The organism is Corynebacterium nuruki S6-4 (assembly GCF_007970465.1).
Taxonomy (GTDB): Bacteria; Actinomycetota; Actinomycetes; order Mycobacteriales; family Mycobacteriaceae; genus Corynebacterium; species Corynebacterium nuruki.
In genome coordinates this window covers 1,104,206-1,123,248 of sequence record NZ_CP042429.1, presented here as the reverse complement: position 1 = coordinate 1,123,248, position 19,043 = coordinate 1,104,206, and the positions used below count along the sequence as shown (strand labels likewise).

16 protein-coding genes are annotated in these 19,043 nt (G+C 69.7%); 11 read left to right on the top strand and 5 right to left on the bottom strand.

Annotated features, from left to right (window positions below; all coding sequences use genetic code 11):
- Positions 1–209: 209 nt before the first annotated feature.
- From FSW06_RS05045 to FSW06_RS05020, 6 genes are read left to right on the top strand one after another with little or no spacing between them, the layout of a single operon-like run.
- Positions 210–1,556 (top strand): M20 family metallo-hydrolase, encoded by a 1,347-nt coding sequence (locus tag FSW06_RS05045; protein ID WP_010121646.1) that lies wholly within the window; start codon positions 210–212, stop codon positions 1,554–1,556.
- A gap of 6 nt (positions 1,557–1,562) precedes the next feature.
- Entirely contained in the window at positions 1,563–1,832 is a 270-nt protein-coding gene (locus FSW06_RS05040) for a PH domain-containing protein (RefSeq protein WP_010121645.1), read from the top strand.
- Positions 1,829–3,316 carry a sodium:solute symporter family protein gene (locus FSW06_RS05035; protein ID WP_010121644.1) on the top strand — a complete coding sequence of 496 codons (1,488 nt, stop codon included), beginning with the start codon at positions 1,829–1,831 and terminating at the stop codon, positions 3,314–3,316. The genes FSW06_RS05040 and FSW06_RS05035 overlap by 4 nt, the downstream gene beginning before the upstream one ends.
- A gap of 32 nt (positions 3,317–3,348) precedes the next feature.
- A complete protein-coding gene (locus FSW06_RS05030; protein WP_010121643.1) occupies positions 3,349–4,752 on the top strand; it encodes an amidase in 1,404 nt (467 codons plus the stop codon).
- On the top strand, positions 4,749–5,357 hold the full coding sequence (locus FSW06_RS05025; protein ID WP_010121642.1) for a GNAT family N-acetyltransferase: 609 nt from the start codon (positions 4,749–4,751) through the stop codon (positions 5,355–5,357). Before FSW06_RS05030 ends, FSW06_RS05025 begins: the two co-directional genes overlap by 4 nt.
- Positions 5,350–6,006 carry a hypothetical protein gene (locus FSW06_RS05020; protein ID WP_010121641.1) on the top strand — a complete coding sequence of 219 codons (657 nt, stop codon included), beginning with the start codon at positions 5,350–5,352 and terminating at the stop codon, positions 6,004–6,006. Before FSW06_RS05025 ends, FSW06_RS05020 begins: the two co-directional genes overlap by 8 nt.
- A gap of 4 nt (positions 6,007–6,010) precedes the next feature.
- On the opposite strand, the gene FSW06_RS05015 is transcribed toward FSW06_RS05020, so the two are convergent.
- A complete protein-coding gene (locus tag FSW06_RS05015) occupies positions 6,011–6,538 on the bottom strand; it encodes a hypothetical protein (protein ID WP_010121640.1) in 528 nt (175 codons plus the stop codon).
- Between the two features lie 111 nt (positions 6,539–6,649).
- On the opposite strand from FSW06_RS05015, the gene FSW06_RS05010 reads away from it, so the two are divergent.
- The gene (locus FSW06_RS05010; RefSeq protein ID WP_010121639.1) at positions 6,650–7,138 is read left to right on the top strand and encodes a type II toxin-antitoxin system Phd/YefM family antitoxin; all 489 of its coding nucleotides are present in this window, start codon (positions 6,650–6,652) and stop codon (positions 7,136–7,138) included.
- On the opposite strand, the gene FSW06_RS05005 is transcribed toward FSW06_RS05010, so the two are convergent.
- Complete coding sequence (locus tag FSW06_RS05005) at positions 7,135–7,659, bottom strand: RDD family protein (RefSeq protein WP_010121638.1); 525 nt, start codon at positions 7,657–7,659, stop codon at positions 7,135–7,137. The genes FSW06_RS05010 and FSW06_RS05005 overlap by 4 nt on opposite strands.
- A gap of 293 nt (positions 7,660–7,952) precedes the next feature.
- On the opposite strand from FSW06_RS05005, the gene FSW06_RS05000 reads away from it, so the two are divergent.
- Genes FSW06_RS05000 through FSW06_RS04985 form a run of 4 tightly spaced genes read left to right on the top strand, consistent with a single transcriptional unit; the run spans position 7,953 to position 14,737 of the window.
- A complete protein-coding gene (locus FSW06_RS05000) occupies positions 7,953–9,584 on the top strand; it encodes a DUF3375 domain-containing protein (protein ID WP_010121637.1) in 1,632 nt (543 codons plus the stop codon).
- On the top strand, positions 9,581–10,309 hold the full coding sequence (locus FSW06_RS04995) for a DUF4194 domain-containing protein (protein ID WP_010121636.1): 729 nt from the start codon (positions 9,581–9,583) through the stop codon (positions 10,307–10,309). The genes FSW06_RS05000 and FSW06_RS04995 overlap by 4 nt, the downstream gene beginning before the upstream one ends.
- Before the next feature lie 5 nt (positions 10,310–10,314).
- On the top strand, positions 10,315–13,749 hold the full coding sequence (locus tag FSW06_RS04990; RefSeq protein WP_040430635.1) for an ATP-binding protein: 3,435 nt from the start codon (positions 10,315–10,317) through the stop codon (positions 13,747–13,749).
- Positions 13,750–13,768: 19 nt separating this feature from the next.
- Complete coding sequence (locus tag FSW06_RS04985; RefSeq protein ID WP_010121634.1) at positions 13,769–14,737, top strand: Gfo/Idh/MocA family protein; 969 nt, start codon at positions 13,769–13,771, stop codon at positions 14,735–14,737.
- Here the strand turns inward: FSW06_RS04985 and FSW06_RS04980 are convergent.
- From FSW06_RS04980 to FSW06_RS04970, 3 genes are all read right to left on the bottom strand, one after another.
- On the bottom strand, positions 14,727–15,329 hold the full coding sequence (locus FSW06_RS04980) for a hypothetical protein (protein ID WP_010121633.1): 603 nt from the start codon (positions 15,327–15,329) through the stop codon (positions 14,727–14,729). The genes FSW06_RS04985 and FSW06_RS04980 overlap by 11 nt on opposite strands.
- A 71-nt stretch (positions 15,330–15,400) precedes the next feature.
- Complete coding sequence (locus FSW06_RS04975; RefSeq protein ID WP_139024550.1) at positions 15,401–17,041, bottom strand: DUF726 domain-containing protein; 1,641 nt, start codon at positions 17,039–17,041, stop codon at positions 15,401–15,403.
- 472 nt (positions 17,042–17,513) lie between these two features.
- Positions 17,514–18,986 carry an NAD-dependent succinate-semialdehyde dehydrogenase gene (locus FSW06_RS04970; protein WP_010121631.1) on the bottom strand — a complete coding sequence of 491 codons (1,473 nt, stop codon included), beginning with the start codon at positions 18,984–18,986 and terminating at the stop codon, positions 17,514–17,516.
- Positions 18,987–19,043: the final 57 nt, after the last annotated feature.

Genomic DNA, 19,043 nt, shown 5'->3' with positions numbered 1-19,043 from the left:
GCTCGGAAAATCTGAAATATCTCCGTAATTACCCCTGAATGGTTTTCAGGTGCGGGTGCCCCCGCGGTACACCCGTGAAACACTGTTTTCACAAATAAACACTCTGTCCACCATTCGGGATCCTCCGGGGCATTCCGTCCCTGACACGGCCCACCCCGGCGGCGAATGTTGAGGCACAGGACACACCGCACCGAGGAGAGGACACCGATATGACCACGGAACCGGATCTCCCGGCGGCCACCGCCGTCACCGGTCTCACGGACGAGGACTTCCTCGCCGACTTCCACCACACCACCGTCTACGGCGCCACCGCCGCCGGCGGTATCGACCGCCAGGCCGGCACCGCCGAACACGGTGCGGTCCGCGCCTGGTTCCGCGCCCGCGCCGAAGCCCTCGGCATGACCGTCACCGTCGACGGCATCGGCAACCAGTACGCGACCTACCGGTGGCTGCCGGACGGGCCCACGGTCCTCACCGGATCCCACCTCGACAGTCAGCCGCTGGGCGGCCGGTTCGACGGCACCTACGGCGTAATCACCGCACTGCACGCCGCCGCCCGCCTCAACGACGAGGTCCGCGCCGGACGCCTCGACCCGGTCCACAACCTCACCGTCGTCGACTGGTTCAACGAGGAGGGCGCCCGGTTCGCCCCCTCGATCATGGGCAGCTCCGCGATGGTGGGGATCAAGGACCGTGACGAGATGCTCGCCGTCACCGACGTCGACGGGGTGACCGTCCGGCAGGCACTGGAATCCATCGGCTGCCTCGGGACGGACGCCGCCCCCGACGTCGCGGCCTACGCCGAGATCCACATCGAGCAGGGTCGACTGCTGGAACGCAACCACACCACCATCGGTGCGGTCACCCAGAGCTGGTACACCCAGAAACTCGTCGTCACGGTGAAAGGGGAGCAGTCCCACACCGGTGCGACGGTCATGGCAGACCGGCATGACGCCCTCGTCGCCGCCGCGAAGATCGTCGTGTTCACCGAGGATGTCGTCGCCGACTACGAACCGGAGAAGATCGTCACCTCCGTCGGCCAGTTCACCGTCCACCCGAATTCGCCGATCGTCGTGCCCCGCGAGGTCGACCTCGTCATCGACCTGCGGGCCTCGGCGGCTGCGGACGTCCTGTCCGCCCGGGACACCCTGACGCGGCAGATCGCCGACCTCGCCGCCGAGCGGGACATCCGTATCGACATCGAGGACTTCGACATCCGCGACATCCAGCACTACCCGCTCGACGGGGTGGAGCTCACCGAGAAGGCCGCCGCCGACGCCGGGGTGAGCTGCATGCGGCTCGAGACGATGGCCGGGCATGACTCGGTCGCCGTCAACCGCATCGCCCCCTCGGTCATGGTGTTCATCCCGTCCGTCGACGGCGTCTCGCACTGCGAACGCGAATTCTCCACCGACGGGGACATGGTCGCCGGCGTCGCCGCGTTCACGCAGATCGCCGGCCGACTCGTCACCGGCGCCCTCGACACCACCGCCCCCGGCGAACCACTCACCACCGGGTCATCCACCACCGGCCCGTCCACCACCGAGAGGATCTGATATCCCATGCACCTCACACCCGCGCACGCACTCGTGCTGCTGCCGGTCATCGCCCTGATCGGCACCCCGCTGTTCCCTTTCGTGAACAACCACACGGTCATCCTCGGCTTCCCCGTCATGGCGGTGTGGATCGCCGCCTGGGGCGTGATCACCACCGGGATCCTCGGCATGCTCTACCGCACCGAGCCGGAACTCTCTGATCCCTCTGACCCGTCCGACGCGTCCGACGCGACCGGTCCCTCCGGTGTCACCGACCTCGGGGAGGCGTCCGCATGATCGTCGCAGCCGTCCTCGGAATCCTCCTCGTCACCGTCCTCGCCACACTCGGACGCCGCCGCTCGATGGACACCCACACCGGCTGGTCCATCGGCAACCGCGGCATGAGCAGCCTGACCACCTTCTTCCTCCAGGCCGGGGCGATCTTCACCAGCTTCACCTTCCTCGGCATGTCCGGCCTCACCGTCCTCGGCGGGGTCGCGGCGACCTACCTGCCCGCCTACCTGATCCTCGGGTACATCGGCATGTTCCTCATCGGACCGGTCGTCTGGAAACTCGGCAAGGTCTTCAACTACCACACCAACGCCGACATGATCGGCCACCAGTACCGCAGCCCGCTGCTCGGCAAACTCGTCGCCGTGGTCTCCGTCGTCTTCTTCATGCCGATCGTCCAGGTGCAGATCATCGGCCTGGGCACCATGGTCTCCTTCGCCACCGGCGAGAAGTCGGCCGGCAACGCCAGCATGGTCATCGCCACCATCCTCATCCTGCTGTTCGTCGGCTACGCCGGCCTGCGGGGCGTGGCCACCGCCGCCTACTTCAAGGACGTCGCCATGGTCGTCGCCCTGCTCATCATCCTGTTCGGCGTCCTGTACAAGTTCTCCGGGGACTGGGGACTCGGCGGTGTGATGACCGCCGCCCACGACCTGCTCACCGTGCAGGGCGGATCGCAGACCTACGGGATCATCTGGTTCATCACCAGCGTCATCGTCAGCGGTGTCAGCCTCGGCGCCATGACGCTGCCGGAGAGCTGGCCGGCGGTGCTGTCGGCGAAGAACTCCCGGGCCGTCTCGAAGAACCACGTCATGCTCCCGCTGTACACCCTGGTCACCTTCGTCCCGATCATCATCGGCTTCTACGCCGCCACCCACCTGGACATCGGCAAAGGCGAGGAGAACTCGGCGATCCTCAACCTCGCACAGAACTCCCTGCCCGGCTGGCTCATGGGACTCGTCCTCATCGCCGGCATCTCGTGCGCGATCGTGCCCGCCGCCCACTGCGTCCTGTCCATCGCCACCCTGGTCTCCACGAACCTCGTGCCCGCCGGCACCACCGGCGACCGGCGGCTGCTCACCGGCAAGATCGCCGCGGGCGTCATCCTGCTGCTCACCCTGGGCCTGTCGCTGGCCCGCCCCGACCTCATGGCGAACCTCTACCTGCTGACCTACTCCGGCCTGGCACAGCTGGCCCCGGCGAACATCCTGGCCTGCACGAAGTCCACCTTCATCAACGGGAAGGGCATCATCGCCGGGCTCGTGGTCGGCGAGATCGTCGTCATCGCCTACACCGCCGCGGGCACCACCCTGTGGGGCCTGAACAACGGCGTCCCCGGCCTCGTCGCGAATATCGTCGTGATGGTCATCGTCTCCGCGGTGACCGGCCGCGCCGACCGCCCCGAGTTCCCGACCATGCCGACCCAGCGCACGCCGGTCCGCACCGTCGCCCCCGTCTCGCCCGGGACCGCCGGCCGCCTGCCGCACTAGACCCCACCACCTGCAAGGAGGGACATCACCCCATGACCACAGCACCATCCACACAACTCTCCGCGGCCGAACTGCTCGCCGACTACGCCGCCGGACGCCGCCGTCCCAGTGACGTCATCACCGAGTCGGTCGCCCGGATCGCCGAGACCGAACCGACGGTCAACGCCGTGACCGAGGTCCTCGATGACGCCCTGGCCGCAGCCCGCGAAGCCGACGACCTGTGGGCGTCCGGAACCGTCCCGGCGTCCCGCCCGCTGACCGGTGTGCCGGTCGTCGTCAAGGAGAAGCACGGGATCGCCGGACGCCCCGTCGACCAGGCGGTCCCCGCCACCGCCGAGGTTGCCACCGCCGACCACCCGATTGTCGCCCGGCTCCGGGCCGCCGGGGCGGTCCCCGTCGCCCGGACGACGAGCCCCGAGTTCTGCGCCGCCACCACCACCGACTCCCTGGCGCACGGGGTGACCCGCAACCCGTGGAACCCGGAGTTCACCCCCGGCGGATCCTCCGGCGGATCCGGGGCGGCCCTCGCCGCCGGCTACGCCCCGCTGGCCACCGGCTCGGACATCGGCGGATCGACCCGCATCCCCGCGACCTTCTGCGGCGTCGTCGGCTACAAGGCGCCCTACGGGGTGGTCCCCGGCCTGCACCCGTCGACGATGGACTGGTACCGCAGCGATTCGGCGATGGCACGGACCGTGGGGGACACCCTCCTCATGCACAACGTCATCGCCGGCCAGCACCCCGCCGACCCGCACAGCCTGCCGTTCGGCCCGGTCACCGAACCCGACGACGGGTGGAGCGTGGCGGGTCGGCGCATCCTCGTCTCCCCGTCCCTCGGCGACTACCGCGCCGATACCGCGATCCTCGACAACCTCGCGGCGGCGTCCGACGCCCTCGCCGCACAGGGCGCCGAGATCGAGGAGGTGAACCCGGCATGGACCGTCGAGGAACTCATGGCGGTGGCGACGGCGCACTACGGGCACACCCTCGCACCGACGATGGCGGACGTCATCGAACGCACCGGCGCCGAGGTCTCGCCGTACATCACCCAGTTCATCGACCACACCATCGCCGCCGCCGCACGCATGCCCCTGCACCGCACCTTCGAACGCGAGGCGCGGATCCGTGCGGAGCTCGGCCGACTGCTCGACGGTGCCACCGCACTGCTCACCCCGGTGACCACGAAGGCCGCCGTCGCCGCCGAAGCGCCGGCGGTCTCCGTCGACAGTCACGGCATGCACTACTGGGCCGACTACCTGGCCGTCCCCTTCAACATCTGCAACCGGCACCCGTCACTGGCGGTGCCCACCGGCTTCGGGCCCACGGGTGTGCCCACCGGGCTGCAGATCGTCGGCAACGCCTATGACCAGCAGGCGGTCTTCCGCGCCGGCTTCGCCCTGGAACAGGGCCGGCCGTGGCAGACTATCCGGCCATGACCACCCTGGAACCCGTCGAACTGTCCGGTGAGATCGTCCGCCTGGAACCGTTGTCCCACGACCACGAGGCCGGACTCGTGGCGGCGGTGCGCGACGGTGAGCTCTGGACACTCTGGTACACCCCCGTCCCCACCCCGGACGGGATGGCGGCGGAGATCGACCGCCGCCTCGCCCTGCAGGACGCTGGGTCGATGATCCCCTTCGCCACCCGCGACCTGCGTACCGGCCGGATCATCGGGATGACCACCTACATGAACATCGACGCGGACATCCCCCGGGTGGAGATCGGCTCCACCTGGAACGCGAAGAGCGCCCAGGGTTCGGGGACCAACGCCGAATCCAAACTGCTGCTGCTCAGTCACGCCTTCGACCGGTGGGGCTGCCCGGCGGTGGAGTTCCGGACCTCCTGGCACAACCGGCAGTCCCGGGCGGCGATCGAACGGCTGGGGGCGAAACTCGACGGGGTGCTGCGCCAGCACAGCCGTACCGCCGACGGGTCACTGCGGGACACCTGCGTGTACTCGGTGGTCGCCGCGGAATGGCCGCAGGTGCGGGCGTCGCTGCGGTTCCGGCTGGGGTGGGGGCTCCGGGACTCCGATGAGTGATCCGCGACCCGGTGCCGGCTACCACGGCGCGCTCGTCCCGGATCCGAAGACGGGGGCGGAGCCGGTACTCGACGACGACGGCCGGCCGTGCGGCAACCTGCTCGGATTCTGGCGGTGGGCCTACGCACAGACCCTCGACAATGCGTTGCGCGGTGTGCTCGCCGAATATCTTGTCGGCCTTGCGGTCGACGGTCTGACCCGCAGCGCGCGGGTGGAATGGGACGCCTACGATCTGGATACTCCCGACGGACACACGGTGGAGGTGAAGTCCACCGCATATCTGCAGTCCTGGGCGCAGAAGTCACCGAGTGTCCTCACCTTCAACATTCCGGAGACTTCGGGCTGGGACCCGGCCACCGGTGGCTGGGCGCCGGCGGTCCGACGCCAGGCGCAGGTGTACGTGTTCTGTGTGTTCACCGCCACTGATCCGGAGACGGCAGATCCGTTGGACACCCGGCAGTGGGACTTCTACGTCGCCCCGACGGCCGTGATCGACCGGGTTCTCGGGACGCAGAAGACGGTCACGCTCGGATCACTGCTGCAGCGGGTCGGTCCGGAACGGACGACCTTCTCCGGGCTTGCGGACGCCGTGCGCCGGGCCACGGCCGGTGATACCCGGGATAACCGGGAGCCCCGCGACACGGCGTGAGGTACTACTCCGGCCGCGCGGCGGTGGTGATGAGCCACCACACGTCGCGGTCCTCACTCTCGGTGGTGAAGCCGGCGTCCTCGAGGGCGGCTTCGAGGGCGGAGGTGTCTCCGTCCCCGTCCCCGTCACGCAGCGGGTCGAGGTCGGTGACGATGAGGCAGCCGTAGGCGTCCAACTGCAGCAGGGCGACCAGCTGGTCGAGCAGGTCACGCAGGTCATGTCCGGGATCTCCCTCCTGCAGGGCGGCGAGGCTCACCGGGTCGAGGAGCAGGGCGTCCTCGATGTCGCCGAGATCGCCGTCGACGGCCAGCAGGACCTCGGCGGCCACCGCGGCGAGGAATCCGGCGGTCGTCTCCTCGTCCGCGGTCGCCGGGCGCACGTCGTAGTCGGCGGTGCGCAGTGCAGTCCAGCCGGTCAGGGTCCCGACCCCGGTCTTCCTGTTCCGCTGCGACCAGGACACCGGGGCGGTGAATGCGCGGAGCGGGTCGGGGCAGGTGCCGGTGGACAGGGTGACGCTGCTGATCGTGGCCATGCCGACGAATCTACCGGGGAGGTGGGTCGGTGGTCCTCGTGAGCCATTCGCCGGGCCACACGCCATCATCTGATATCTGACCTGACATCTGATTTCCGGTAGGGGGGCGGCATGACCGCATCACACAACTCCGTCGACTATGCGGACGCCCGTCACCTGAGCTCCCGGACCATCACTTTCACGAGCCTCCAGCGGGATCCGAACCACGCTGCCCGGCTGGCCGAGGACGGGCCGGTGACCGTCACCAGACGCAGCAACAAGGACCTGGTTCTGGTCTCGGCGCAGAAGTACGGCGTCCCGGATCTCGGGATGTCTGCAGCGGCGCAGCTGGTCGCGGCGATCGCTGAGCTGAAAGATGTGGCAGCGGCGGTTCAGCGGGTCTTTCCCTGGCTGGAGTTCCTGAGTGACACAGACCGTGGACAGTGTGTCGCCGAACTGGAGAGAAAACTCCTGGCGGCGGCATCCATGTCCAGTTACGGGATTTTCCAGGAGGCTGTCGACGGGTGGGAAGCCACCGCGGCGGCGATCGCCGGCGGGGCCGTACCTGACGGGGACCTGGAGTGGCTGCATTCTCCGTCCGCGGTTGAGCGGCCGTCCTAGGACGACGCTGCCTCCACCACGACCGTGCCGGCGACCCGGTCATGCAGCGCCCGCCCGTCACCCAGTGCGACCGTGGCCAGCGCGGCAGCGATGAGACCGTAGGATGCGACGGTTGTCACCAGGGTCAGTGGTCGGTTGCGGTCGAAGCCACCGGTGATCCCGGTGATCGTGGCGATGTGTCCGAGCTGCCACGGCACGAGGATCTTCACGGTGTTGCGCAGCAGCGTCGCACCCGTCGACGGCGGACACCCGGTCCGGTGATCCCGGACGACCAGCTGCTGTCGGCGTTTTCCTCCGGTGGCGGACGCCGGCCCCGATTCGGCCCGTGTCGCCCATCCGGTGGCGGCCAGCGGGAGAACGGCACTGACGACCAGCAGGTCCCGTTCGATGAAGGTGCGCTGTCGTCGCAGCAGCAGTCCCGCGGGCACAGTGGCGACGGCGAGGGCCAGGTAGCCGGCGCAGTCGAGACCGTAGGCGGTGACGCGGCGTCCGGCGAGCCGGTGGAGACGGGGCAGTCGCATGGTGGTCCTCCTCCTGGGGGTCCGTGGACGGGGAGGGCTGGTGGTCCCGTTCATGCTCCACGGTAGTGCGGCAGGTGGTGCCCCCGGGGCGGAGCTGGGTCACCGATGTTGGTGGAACGAACCCGGAGGGCGTCCCCGGTCGGAAAAAACAGCACCTGGGTTCGTTCCGCCGACCGTGCGCCCCTCGGTTCTGTCGGCGGACAGCGGTGAGCCAGGCTGGCGACTCTGTCATCGACCGGGGTGCACCATGGCGGCCACGGTGGCGGGAGGCGGGCGCGGTAAACTCCGGGCCGATGACCAATCTCCGCATTGAAGCCGCCTACCAGCGCGCCTTCCGGGACTTCAGGGACCCGCCGCTCTCCCTGCTGCACGGTCGACACGCCCCCTTCGTCGTCGCAGCACTCTCACTGATCTTCACCCCGGGCCGCCCCAGCGTCGCGGTGACGGACGCCCATGTGGAGGTCGATGACATGGTGTCGGCGCTGCGTGGTGCACTCCGTGCCGGAGCCGACGCAGGGGCCGACACCGGGGCAGTGGCCGGTACCTCGTCCGGTGCGGCCGACGAGGCAACCGCGGATGAACCCGACACCACCGACGCCACCGACACCGCCCTGCCCACCGGCAACGGCCGTCGGATCTGCTCGTCCTGGGTGCGGTCCGGCTGGCTGGTGCGCCAGATCGACAACGGCACCGAGGTCTACCGGCTGTCCGCCCAGGCCGTCGCCGCGCTGGAGACCGCGGGCCGCGCCGGCGGCGGCCGCGCCCGGGTCTCCCGGTCCCGCATCCGTACCCTGCTCGACTCGGTCGACCAGCTGGTGCAGGACGCGGACACCGACCCGGCGTCCCGGCTGGCCGCACTGCAGGCCGACCGGGACCGGATCGACGCGGAGATGGCGTCGATCCGGGCGGGAAACCTGCCGGTCACCGACGATGACCAGCTGCGGGAGGAAGCGGAGAACATCCTGCACCAGTCCCGGGAACTGCCCGCGGATTTCGCGCGGGTGGCGGAGTCCATCGACGCGATGCAGCGGGACGTCGTCACCGAACTGCGCCGGGACGTGCGTCCGGTCGGTGAGGTGCTGCGCGAGTACCTGCACCGCGGCCAGCACGTCATGGAGGCCACCCCGGAGGGCCGCGCGTTCGCCGGGGCGTTGCAGCTCATCGGTGACCCGGAGCAGATCGACCGGCTGACCGACCAGTTGACGACGCTGCTCATCCAGCCGTTCGTGGCGGTGATGACCCCGCAGCAGCGGGCCGAACTGGCGGCGATCGCGACGCGGGTGGAGCAGGGTGTGCAGGAGGTGCTCACCGCGCAGCGGCGCGCCTCGCATGTCATCACCGCGCAGGTCCAGGCCCATGATCCGGCCCGTGACCGGGAGATCGACGGGCTGCTTCGGTCGGTGACGGCGGGCCTGCAGGAGTGGATGGCGGTCTCGCGGCCCGGGGAGCCGGTGGAGCCGCTGCGCAGTTTCCCGACCGCGCGGGTGGGGCATCTGCGGCAGACGCTCGCGGATCTGCGTCCGCCGGATGTGCCGGTGCCGCTGCACCACGGCCACGCGCCGGCGTCCGTCGACGACGACACCCGCGACTGGGGTGGTCCGCACTACGACGAGCTGGCGGACGCCGTCGCCGGGGCCGGCGGTGGCCCGACCGGCACCTTCGACCTCGCCGGGTTGTTCGACGAGGTGCCGGGGCCGCTGCGGCGTCCGGTGGACCTGCTGGGTCTGCTGGAGATCGCGCACCGCAACGGGATAGTCGACCGGGACGAGGTGTCGGTGGTGGAGGCGGTGCGTCCGGACGGGACGCGGCGCCGGTTCGCCTTCGGCGCGGTGACCGCCCGGACCACTGAGGAGAGAACCGGGCAGGAGACCGGGCAGGAGACCGCAGCGACGACAGCACAGGGACAGACTGAGGAGACCGAGTGACCGACCCGTTCATTGACGCGACCGCGATGGAGAACGATCCGGCGGCGTGCTTCGCCGGTGACCGCGGCACCCTGGAACCGGAGGTGCGCCGGGTGCTGGTCAAGCTCCTGCGCGGCCGGTTCCTGCTCGCCGACCACCGGGCGGACTGGAAGATCCTGCTGGACAACCAGCAGGTCATCGAGTCCCGGCTGCACGACCTGTTCATCCGTCTGGTGGTGGACACCGACCGCGGGGTGGCCTACAAACAGCAGGTCCGCTCCGGTGAGGTGGAGGTGCCGGTCCTGCTGAAGGACCGGGCGTACTCCCGGGTGGAGACGCTCGTCCTGGTGTATCTGCGGTCGGTCCGGCAGCGGGCGACGACCTCGGGCGAGCAGCAGGTGCGGGTCGACCGGGAGGAGGTGGAGGACGCCGCGCTGAGCTTCCTGCCCGCCGGTCCGAACCGGGCCGGGGCACAGAAGGCGGTGGCCGGTGCCCTCGACCGGTTGACCACCGACCATGTCATCGAGGAGGAGTCCGAGGGACGCTACCTGGTCAGCCCGATCATCGAGATCGTGCTCAGTGCCGACCGGCTCGCCGAACTCGCCGCCTGGCTGCGCGAGCACACCCCGGCCACGGAACCTGAGAGCACTGAGAGCCCTGAGAGCACTGAGAACACTGAGAGCGCCGGGAGCCCTGAGACCACCGATGCCACCGACGCCACCGATATCGAGGAGAACGACCTGTGACCGCCATGCTCGACACACTGTTCGGCCTGGTCCCGGAGGCCTCCCGCGGTGAGCAGTGGCTCGCCGGGGAACTGCAGCTGGTGAACTGGGGCGGCTATGACGGCGGCCCGCACCGCGTCCGGTTCTCACCGACCGCCACGCTGCTGTGCGGCGGCTCCGGCTCCGGCAAATCCACCCTGATGGACGCCTACATCGCCCTGATGATGCCGCACACCACCCCGTTCAACGGCGCCTCGAACGGCGGGGTGACCGGCCGGCCGCGCGGCGACGCACAGCGCAACATCCTGTCCTACGGCCGCGGCAAACTCGACGAGTCCCGCGCCGGGGACAGCACCCGGATGCGCGTGCTGCGCGGTGACGGCTGCGACACCTGGACCGCCGTCGCCATGACCTGGGTCGACAACAGTGCCGGACAAGCCGGCCAGGCCGGAAGCGACACCGTCACCGGTACGGACACCCGCCCCCGGTTCACCGCGGTCCGCGCCTGGTACATCCCGGCCGGCGCCCGGGTGCTGGAGGACGCCGTCAAGGTCCGCGCCGTCACCGACGGGGACTTCGACCTGGGCGTCCTGGAAAAGGCCGCCGCCCACCGGCTCTCTGATGCGGCGGTGCGGGCCACCGGCCTGGAGACCTTCGCCACCGACCGCGAGTTCCTCGCCCGTGTCCAGTCCGTCCTCGGCATCGGCGCGGCCGGCGGCGGCGCCAAGGCCATGAACCTGCTCGCCCGGATCCAGGCCGGCCAGCAGATCACCACCGTCGACGAACTGTACAAGCGGATGGTGCTCGACGTCCCGACGACAATGGCGACCGCCGAGGAGGTCGTCGCCCACTTCGACGAGCTGGAGGCCACCCGCGACCGGATGGTGCAGGCCCAGCGGCAGGTCCGGACGCTGCGTCCGATCCGGGAGATCCGCGCGACCGCCCGGGATGCCGCCGACCGGCTGCGCCTGGCCGACGAGGTCGGCCGTTTCGCCGACCCCGCCTCACCTGCCGCCCTCTGGCGGACCGGACGCCGCCTCGACCTGCTGCGGGACGCCGAGGCCGCCGTCCGGTCCGAGGCACAGCGCGCCGGGGCGGAGGCCGAGGCCCACACGGCGGCGGCACAGGCCGCGGCCGCCGAACGCGACGGGGTGCGCGAGGTGCTCCGCAGCTCCGGTGGGGACACCCTCGAGACCGCCGCCCGCGAGCAGGCCCACGCCGAACGGCGCCTCACTGAGATCCGCCGGACCCGGGAACAGTTCGACGAGGCCACCGCCTGCCTCGCGGTGACGGTGGATTCGGCCGCGGATTTCGCCGAACTGGCCGCCACCGCCCGCACCGCCCTGGAGACCCCCGACGACCAGGGGACGGTCTACGAGGCCTACGCCGAGGCACACGGTGCGGTCGCCCGGCAGCGCAAGCGGCTGGCCGATGCGGAAGCCGAGCAGCGCACCGCCGGTACCCGCCACGGCAACATCCCCACCGCCCTCCACCAGGCCCGCGTCCTGCTCGCCGAGGTCGCCGGACTGAGCGTGGAGGAGCTGCCGTTCGTCGGCGAACTGGTCGACGTGCATTCCGACTTCGAACCGTGGCGGGAGGCGGTGAACCTCGCCCTCGGCGGATTCGCCACCACCGTCCTCATCGACGAGGCCGAACTGCCCCGCTTCCGCGCCGCCATCGACGGGGTCCGCATCGGCAGCCGGCTGTCCTTCGAGGGTGTGCCGACCGGGGAACCGGCCGGCACCGGGACCGCTGATCCGGCGACCCTGCCCGGCCGCCTCGACTACCGGGACAGTCCCTTCACCGGCTGGCTCCGCGACCGGCTGGAGCGCAACTTCGGCTTCGTCTGCGTCGACAGTGCCGCCGAGCTCGGCGACCACGCCCGCGCACTCACGGTCACCGGCCAGCTCTCCCAGGGCACCCGTGGTGCCCACGGCGGGCAGGGCGGCCGGGGGAGCCGGGGCCGGCGCAACGTGCTCGGCTTCTCCGGGGCGCACCGGGAGGCCGAACTCGCCGCGGAGATCGAGGACCTGCGCGGACAGCTCGCGGCGGCGGAGGCGGCGAAAGACCGGGCCGCCGCCGACCTGGACACGCTCGGCGCCCGCCGGGCCGCCTACCGTCGCGTGACGGAGACGACCTGGGAGCAGCTGGACACCACTACCGCCGAGCAGGAGTACCGGCGCTGGTCCGGGATCATCACCGAGGTCACCGACGGTAACCCGGAGATCAGTACCCTCCGCGCCCGGATCGACGAACTCGGCGCGACGGTCACCGAGCTGACCGGGCAGGCGGCGGTCGCCGCGACCCGGCACACCGCGGCGACCGCCCGGTGGGACCGGGTTGTCGATGAGGTGGACACCGCCTCCGCCGCCCTCGACGAGGCTGCGGCGGCGGGCCGGACGGTCACCGACGAGCAGGCACGGTACCTCGCCGAGCGGGTCGCGACCGGCGCCGACGGCACCGACGGCCAGGCCGATCTGGCGGCGTTCGACGCGGCAGTCGCCGCGGCGTCCCGCCGGCTCGACGACGACCGCCTCGCGGCCCAGGAGACCCTCGGCGACCAGCACCGGCAGCTCGCCCGCATCCTCGAGAGTTTCCTCGACCAGTGGCCCAACCCCAACCTGCGGGCCGACCCGGAGAGTTCCCTCGGTGATTTCGAGCGGCTCCTCGACGAGCTGGAGACCAGCGGACTCCACGAACTGGAGGCCGAGTGGAAAGCCAGCCTGCTCACCCTGTCCGGCAACGACCTCACCAACCTGGATTCCACGCTCGCCCAGGCGCGCCGGGAGATCCGGGAACGCATCGAGCCGATCAACCGGATCATGGCCGACCTGCCGTTCTACGATGACGACCACCGGCTGCAGATCCGCGCGCGCGACACCCGCTCCACGGTGCGGTCCAGGTTCCTCGCCGAACTGAGGGAGGTGCGCGGGCTTATCGACGCGGCCACGACCGACGAGGACCGCGGCCGCGCCTATGACCGGATGACCCGCCTCATCGACCGCATCCGGCCGGACGCCCCGGATGTCGGCAGTCTCATCGACGTCCGCAACCATGTGCGGGTCAGTGCGGAGAAGATCGACGCCGCCACCGGGGAGCATGTCGCCCTCTACGACCACATCGGGGAGAAGTCCGGTGGTGAGTCCCAGGAGCTCATCGCGTTCATCGTCGGTGCCGCGCTGCGTTACCAGCTCGGCGACGCCGGGGCGGAGCGTCCCCGCTATGCGCCGGTGTTCCTCGACGAGGCGCTGATCAAGGCGGACGCCCACTTCACCGCCCGCGCCATCGGCGCCTGGCTGGGTCTGGGGTTCCAGCTGGTCATCGGGGCGCCGAACGACAAGTACAGTGCGATCGAACCGCATGTCGAGGTCGAGTACGACATCCTCAAGGACGGCAACGGGCGGTCCTGGGCCCGGCCGAAGGTCGCGCTGCCGGTGGAACAGGTGGAGTCAGCGGGATAGCGCCGTATCCTGGGGCGCCATGGCACCACTGCGCACCGTCCTGATCGGCTACGGCCACGCCGGAAGCGTCTTCCACGCCCCGCTCATCGCCGCCGACCCCGACCTCGACCTGTCGGCGGTCGTCACCGGGAACAGTGCCCGCCGCGCCGAGGTCCGGCGCCGGTACCCGGGCACGGCACTCCTGTCGGACGCCGCGGCGATCCGGGGTCCCGGCGAGCGCACATCCGGCTGTGACCTGGCGGTCGTCGCCACTCCGAACGACAGTCACGCCCCGCTGGTCGAGGCGGCGCTGACCGCCGGCCTCGACGTGGTCGTCGACAAGCCTTTCGCCCTGATCGCGGCGTCCGCCCGTCGGCTGATCCGCCTCGCGGAGGAGCGGGGGCGGCTGCTCACCGTGTTCCACAACCGACGGTGGGACGCCGACTTCCGGGCCGTGCGTGACCTTGTCGCCGGTGGACGGCTGGGGGAGGTCCGCCGGTTTGTCTCCCGGTTCGAGCGGTGGCGTCCGGACCCGGAACAGGCCTGGCGGTACACCACGCCGCGGTCCCGGGGCGGCGGCATCATCTACGATCTGGGCGCACACCTCATCGACCAGGCGCTGCAGCTGTTCGGCCCGGTCGACGACGTGTACACCGAGGCGTCGGTGGTGCGGGACGCCGGGGTGCCGGGCATCGACGCCGAGGACGACGCCTTCCTCGCCCTCCGCCACCGCAGCGGCGTGTACTCGCACCTGTCGATGAGCGCGGTCGCCCCGGGGGAGGCGCCGCGGTTCAGCGTGACCGGCAGCCTCGGCGGTCACGAGTCGTGGGGGCTCGACCCGCAGGAGGACCAGTTGCGCGGCGGGGTGATCGCCGATCCGGACGGCTATCCGGCGTTCTACCGGCAGGTTGTGGCGGCGGTGCGCGGGGAGGGGCCGGTCCCCGTCGACCCGGCGGACGCCGTGGCGGTCCTCGAGATCATCGAGCGCGCCTTCGCACTCACGCGGTGACGGCAGGGGCGGTCGTGACCGTGGTGGCAGTGTCGACAGTGTCGGCAGTGTCGGCTGAGCGGGCGGTACCGCCGGTGCGGCCGGGGATCCGGCGCCACCACACGTTGTCGCCGTGCTCCCACGGCGCGAGGCCGAGTGCGGCGAGACCGGGGTCCGCGCCGGCGACCACACAACCGCCGGCGGTGAGTCCGAGCCGGTCGACCAGAATCGTCAGCAGTGGAGCCGGGTCCTCCGGGCCGGGGCCGGTGATGAAGACGTCCGGGGTGCGGTCGACAGCGAAGTCGCCGGTGATGCTGCTGATGATGAGCGCATCGTCGGTGATCGAGCCGGAACTGTCCGCGATCCCGTCGGCGTCCCCGTCCCACGGCAGGTCGTGGAGGATATTCGTCACGGCGTAGGCGGTGTGCCGGGCGGTCGCGTCGAGACTGTCGGCGAGGAACAGCGGGACGTCGAGGCAGTGGCGGGCGAGCCAGCCGGTGACGGTGAGGTGGGGGAACCTGGCGGTGACGGGGTGCAGGTGTCCGGAGGTGGTGGCCAGATCGTGGCCGGTGACCTGGCAGGACAGGACGGTGGTGGTGTCGATCGGTGTCATACCGGGGACAGTAGCGGCGCCACCGGACAGCGACCGGCCGCCGGTGCTTCACTGTTCGAACACGGTCGGGGTCAGATGAGGTCGATGGCGTCGTAGTACCTGGAGTGGTCGCTGACCTGCGTCGACACGTCGTGGTCGACGATGTTCGGAAATGGGGTGTTGAAACCCACCTCACCGACCGCGTGTTGCCCCAACTGTGCCGTCCGGTAGAGCCGTCGCAGAATCGGGTCGTTCTGCGAACAGTAGTTGTGCACCGTTCCCGTGACTGCCTCGCTCAGCGGCCGCCATTCCCGGCCCACACCGATAGCTGCGCCGACCAGGTGGATGTCCCGGATCTTCGGCGCAGCGCCGAATCCTGCCATGGCCGACGCAGCGGTGGCCATGACACGGCCGCCGAGGCTGTGCCCGACGAGAATGAACTCGTCCTGTTCGGTCTTGCCGAGGAGTGCAGCGAGTGCGGTCCCGGTGCGGTTCGCCCGGTGAACGGCGGTATGCCACGGGTTCTTCAGCAGGTCACCGACCGCGAGGGCCGGGGCGACCGGGCCGACCTTTTTCGCCATCTTCTTGCTCGCCCGGGCGACGGCTCCGACAATGAACTTTTTCCCCGCCTGGCCGGCGGCCTGCACCCCGAGCGCGTTGGCGAGATGCTTGAACTCCTTGCTTCCCCAGTGCAGCAGATAGACCGGCGACTCCGGATAACGTTTCTGTACCGCCCGGACAGCTTTGAACCACTCAGGCTGGTTCTCGTTGAGGAAGCCACGGGCGATGACGACCGGAGTGCCTGATCCGTCGCGGAGCTTCTCGACCTTGAACGAGGGATCTTCCCCGACATAACTGCCGAGGATCCGGTCGCCGTAGATCCCGCCGAGGAGGCCGCCGGCGGTCGCGACGGCATAGGTTCCGCCGGCCATTCCGAGACCGCCGGCAGCTACTGCGCCACCACCGAGGAATGCCAGCCCGCCGTTGGTGGCTGCGGCACCGGTCAGTGCCATGAACTGAGTCCCGATGATGCCACCGATCGCGGGTGCCGCAAGCCAGGCTCCGCCCGCGGCAGCCCCGACAGCAGCCAGCCCGACGGTTGCCCGGGTCGTGGCTTTGGCCAGGTCGGGCTTTTCATAGTTGACGAGGGCCTTCCAGTCCGCGAGATCGGCGATGGTCTCCCGGGAACGCTCGAAACTCGCGATGTCATGACGGTGTTCGGCGCAGTAAGGTGCGATGCCCCTGAGCCCAGTCACCTTGACTGCCATACTGGTGCAGTTCGGTGCGGCACAGTGCATCACCGCCGCCCCGCAAGAGTCGCAGAGGAAGATGTCGCGACCGAGCCCGGTATCTTTCACCTGATGGTGGGAAGTGAGGGTGACGCAGTTCGAGCACCATCCCTCGGTGGTTTGCTCCCCGAGCCGTTCGGCGAGTTCGGCGAGTTCGGCGGCGGCCTCGGCTGAGTTCCGGGCATCTGCGAGGATTTCGGCGGCAAGATCCGGCGAATCCTCCTTCAGCGCTGTGCTCTGGAGAAAATCGCTTGCCGCACTCCACAGGCCTTGAACAAGTGATGTGTTGCGGGTAAGTGCTTCATCGCCGGACACATCCGGTGACGGGTCCCCAGCCGTGCCGGTCACCCGGACGAAGAGTCCCTTGGGCGACCAGATTTCGCAGGTGAACTGGCCTTCCTCTGTCTGGGGAGAAATCGTCACGGTGTCGGGGAATCCGTTCACAGAACCGTCCTTTTAAGGCTGAAAATAGGAATCGGTGTCTGAGTATAACCGCAGTCGTTGATGTCGACGAAGGGATGGCAGTGCTGCGGCACTTCGCCGGAAAATCCCGTGATGCCGATGCGCACAGCATCGCGGGAAGATGACGTGACCAGTGACGACAGCGTTGTCGACTGTCCCGGATGACCGGCGGTAGAGCCGGGGTACTGAAGAACAACGCCGACGGTGCCACCGGACAGCGACGGGCTACCGGTGCTTCACTGTTCGAACACGATCGGGGGGATATATATGATGACGAAAATCAGTTATGCTATGTCGCATAGCATAACTGATTTTCATCCCGACACTATTAGCCCGGATGATGCGGATGGTGCGGATGATCCGGGAGTGACGGGTGGTGCAGGACCGGCCGAGGAGGACATGCCCCGTGTGCGACCGCTGCGCCGCCGGAGCAGAGACAAGCCCTGAGGCAGTCCTACCGGCCGGCGTAGGGGTCGCGCTGGCCGATGTACTGCACGGTGGAGTACTCGGCGATACCCTCGGCGCCACCCTCGCGGCCGAGGCCGGACTGCTTGACGCCGCCGAACGGTGCGGCGGCGTTCGAGATCACCCCGGAGTTGTAGCCCATCAGGCCGAACTCCAGACCGTCGGCGAGCCGGTACATCCGCGCCGGGTCCTGGGTGAACACGTAGGAGGCGAGACCGTACTCGGTGTCGTTGCCCAGGGCGACGGCCTCCTCCTCGGTGCGGAAGGTGAAGATCGGGGCGATCGGCCCGAAGATCTCCTCGCGGAACACGCGGGCCTCGGTGGGTACGTCGACGAGGACGGTGGGGGCGAAGAAGTTGCCGGGACCGTCGAGACGCTGACCGCCGACGGCGGCGCGGGCGCCGAGGTTGACGGCGTCGGCGACGAGGGACTCGAGGTTGTCGACGGCCTTCGCCTCGATCATCGGGCCCAGGTCGGTGTTGTCCTCCAGGCCGTCGCCGGTGACGAGCCCTTCCATCCGGGCGACGAACTTCTCGGTGAACTCGGCGGCGACCGATTCCTCGACGAGGATGCGGTTGCCGGCGGTGCATGCCTCGCCGCCGTTGCGCATCTTGGCGGCCATCGCACCCTCGACGGCGACATCGAGGTCGGCGTCGGCGAAGACGATGACCGGGGCGTTGCCGCCGAGCTCCATGGAGGTGCGCAGGACGTTGTCGGCGGCGGCCTTGAGCAGGGTGCGGCCGACGGGGGTGGAGCCGGTGAAGGAGACCTTGCGCAGCCGCGGGTCGGCCATCAGCGGTTCGGAGACCGAGGACGCCGACTGCGAGGTGACGACGTTGAGGACGCCGTCGGGCAGTCCGGCGTCCGCCATGGTCTGCGCGAAGTACTGGGCGGTCAGCGGGGTGAGCTTGGCGGGCTTGAGGACCATGGTGCAGCCGGCGGCGATCGCGGGGGCGACCTTGCGGGTGGCCATCGCCAGCGGGAAGTTCCAGGGGGTGATCAGCAGGCACGGGCCGACCGGCTTGTGGCGGGTCGTCATGCGCAGGGTGCCTTCGGGGACCTCGGTGTGGTGGCCGTAGTGGCGGACAGTCTCCTCGGCGAACCAGCGGAGGTATTCGGCGCCGTAGGTGACCTCGCCGCGGGCCTCGGCGAGCGGCTTGCCCATTTCGAGGGTCATGAGGGTGGCGAAGTCCTCGGCGCGTTCGTGGACGAGCTCGAAGGCCTTCCGCAGGATCTCGGAGCGGGTGCGCGGGGCGGTGCGGGCCCAGGACTCCTGGACGGCACAGGCGGCGTCCAATGCTGCGACGGCGTCCTCACTGGTGGCGGAGGCCAGTGTGGCGAGGTGTTCGCCGGTGGCGGGGTTGTCGACGTCGACGGTGGTGCCGTCGGAGGAGTCGCGCCACTGCCCGCCGATGAGCAGGCCGGTGGGGACCTTCGAGAGGAGGGTGGAGATGTCGGTCATGACGGTTCCTTGTCTTTCTGGTGTCTGTCTCGAGTCTGTCTCATGGAGTGTGTCCCG

What these genes read in the sequence shown, in the direction of transcription:
- FSW06_RS04990 (WP_040430635.1), top strand. Translation starts at nt 10,315, where the DNA reads ATGCTCGACACACTGTTCGGCCTGGTCCCGGAGGCCTCCCGCGGTGAG.
- FSW06_RS05015 (WP_010121640.1), bottom strand. Translation starts at nt 6,538, where the DNA reads ATGGCCACGATCAGCAGCGTCACCCTGTCCACCGGCACCTGCCCCGAC.
- FSW06_RS05025 (WP_010121642.1), top strand. Translation starts at nt 4,749, where the DNA reads ATGACCACCCTGGAACCCGTCGAACTGTCCGGTGAGATCGTCCGCCTG.
- FSW06_RS05030 (WP_010121643.1), top strand. Translation starts at nt 3,349, where the DNA reads ATGACCACAGCACCATCCACACAACTCTCCGCGGCCGAACTGCTCGCC.
- FSW06_RS05040 (WP_010121645.1), top strand. Translation starts at nt 1,563, where the DNA reads ATGCACCTCACACCCGCGCACGCACTCGTGCTGCTGCCGGTCATCGCC.
- FSW06_RS05045 (WP_010121646.1), top strand. Translation starts at nt 210, where the DNA reads ATGACCACGGAACCGGATCTCCCGGCGGCCACCGCCGTCACCGGTCTC.
- FSW06_RS05005 (WP_010121638.1), bottom strand. Translation starts at nt 7,659, where the DNA reads ATGCGACTGCCCCGTCTCCACCGGCTCGCCGGACGCCGCGTCACCGCC.
- FSW06_RS05020 (WP_010121641.1), top strand. Translation starts at nt 5,350, where the DNA reads ATGAGTGATCCGCGACCCGGTGCCGGCTACCACGGCGCGCTCGTCCCG.
- FSW06_RS04985 (WP_010121634.1), top strand. Translation starts at nt 13,769, where the DNA reads ATGGCACCACTGCGCACCGTCCTGATCGGCTACGGCCACGCCGGAAGC.
- FSW06_RS04970 (WP_010121631.1), bottom strand. Translation starts at nt 18,986, where the DNA reads ATGACCGACATCTCCACCCTCCTCTCGAAGGTCCCCACCGGCCTGCTC.
- FSW06_RS04980 (WP_010121633.1), bottom strand. Translation starts at nt 15,329, where the DNA reads ATGACACCGATCGACACCACCACCGTCCTGTCCTGCCAGGTCACCGGC.
- FSW06_RS05010 (WP_010121639.1), top strand. Translation starts at nt 6,650, where the DNA reads ATGACCGCATCACACAACTCCGTCGACTATGCGGACGCCCGTCACCTG.
- FSW06_RS05000 (WP_010121637.1), top strand. Translation starts at nt 7,953, where the DNA reads ATGACCAATCTCCGCATTGAAGCCGCCTACCAGCGCGCCTTCCGGGAC.
- FSW06_RS05035 (WP_010121644.1), top strand. Translation starts at nt 1,829, where the DNA reads ATGATCGTCGCAGCCGTCCTCGGAATCCTCCTCGTCACCGTCCTCGCC.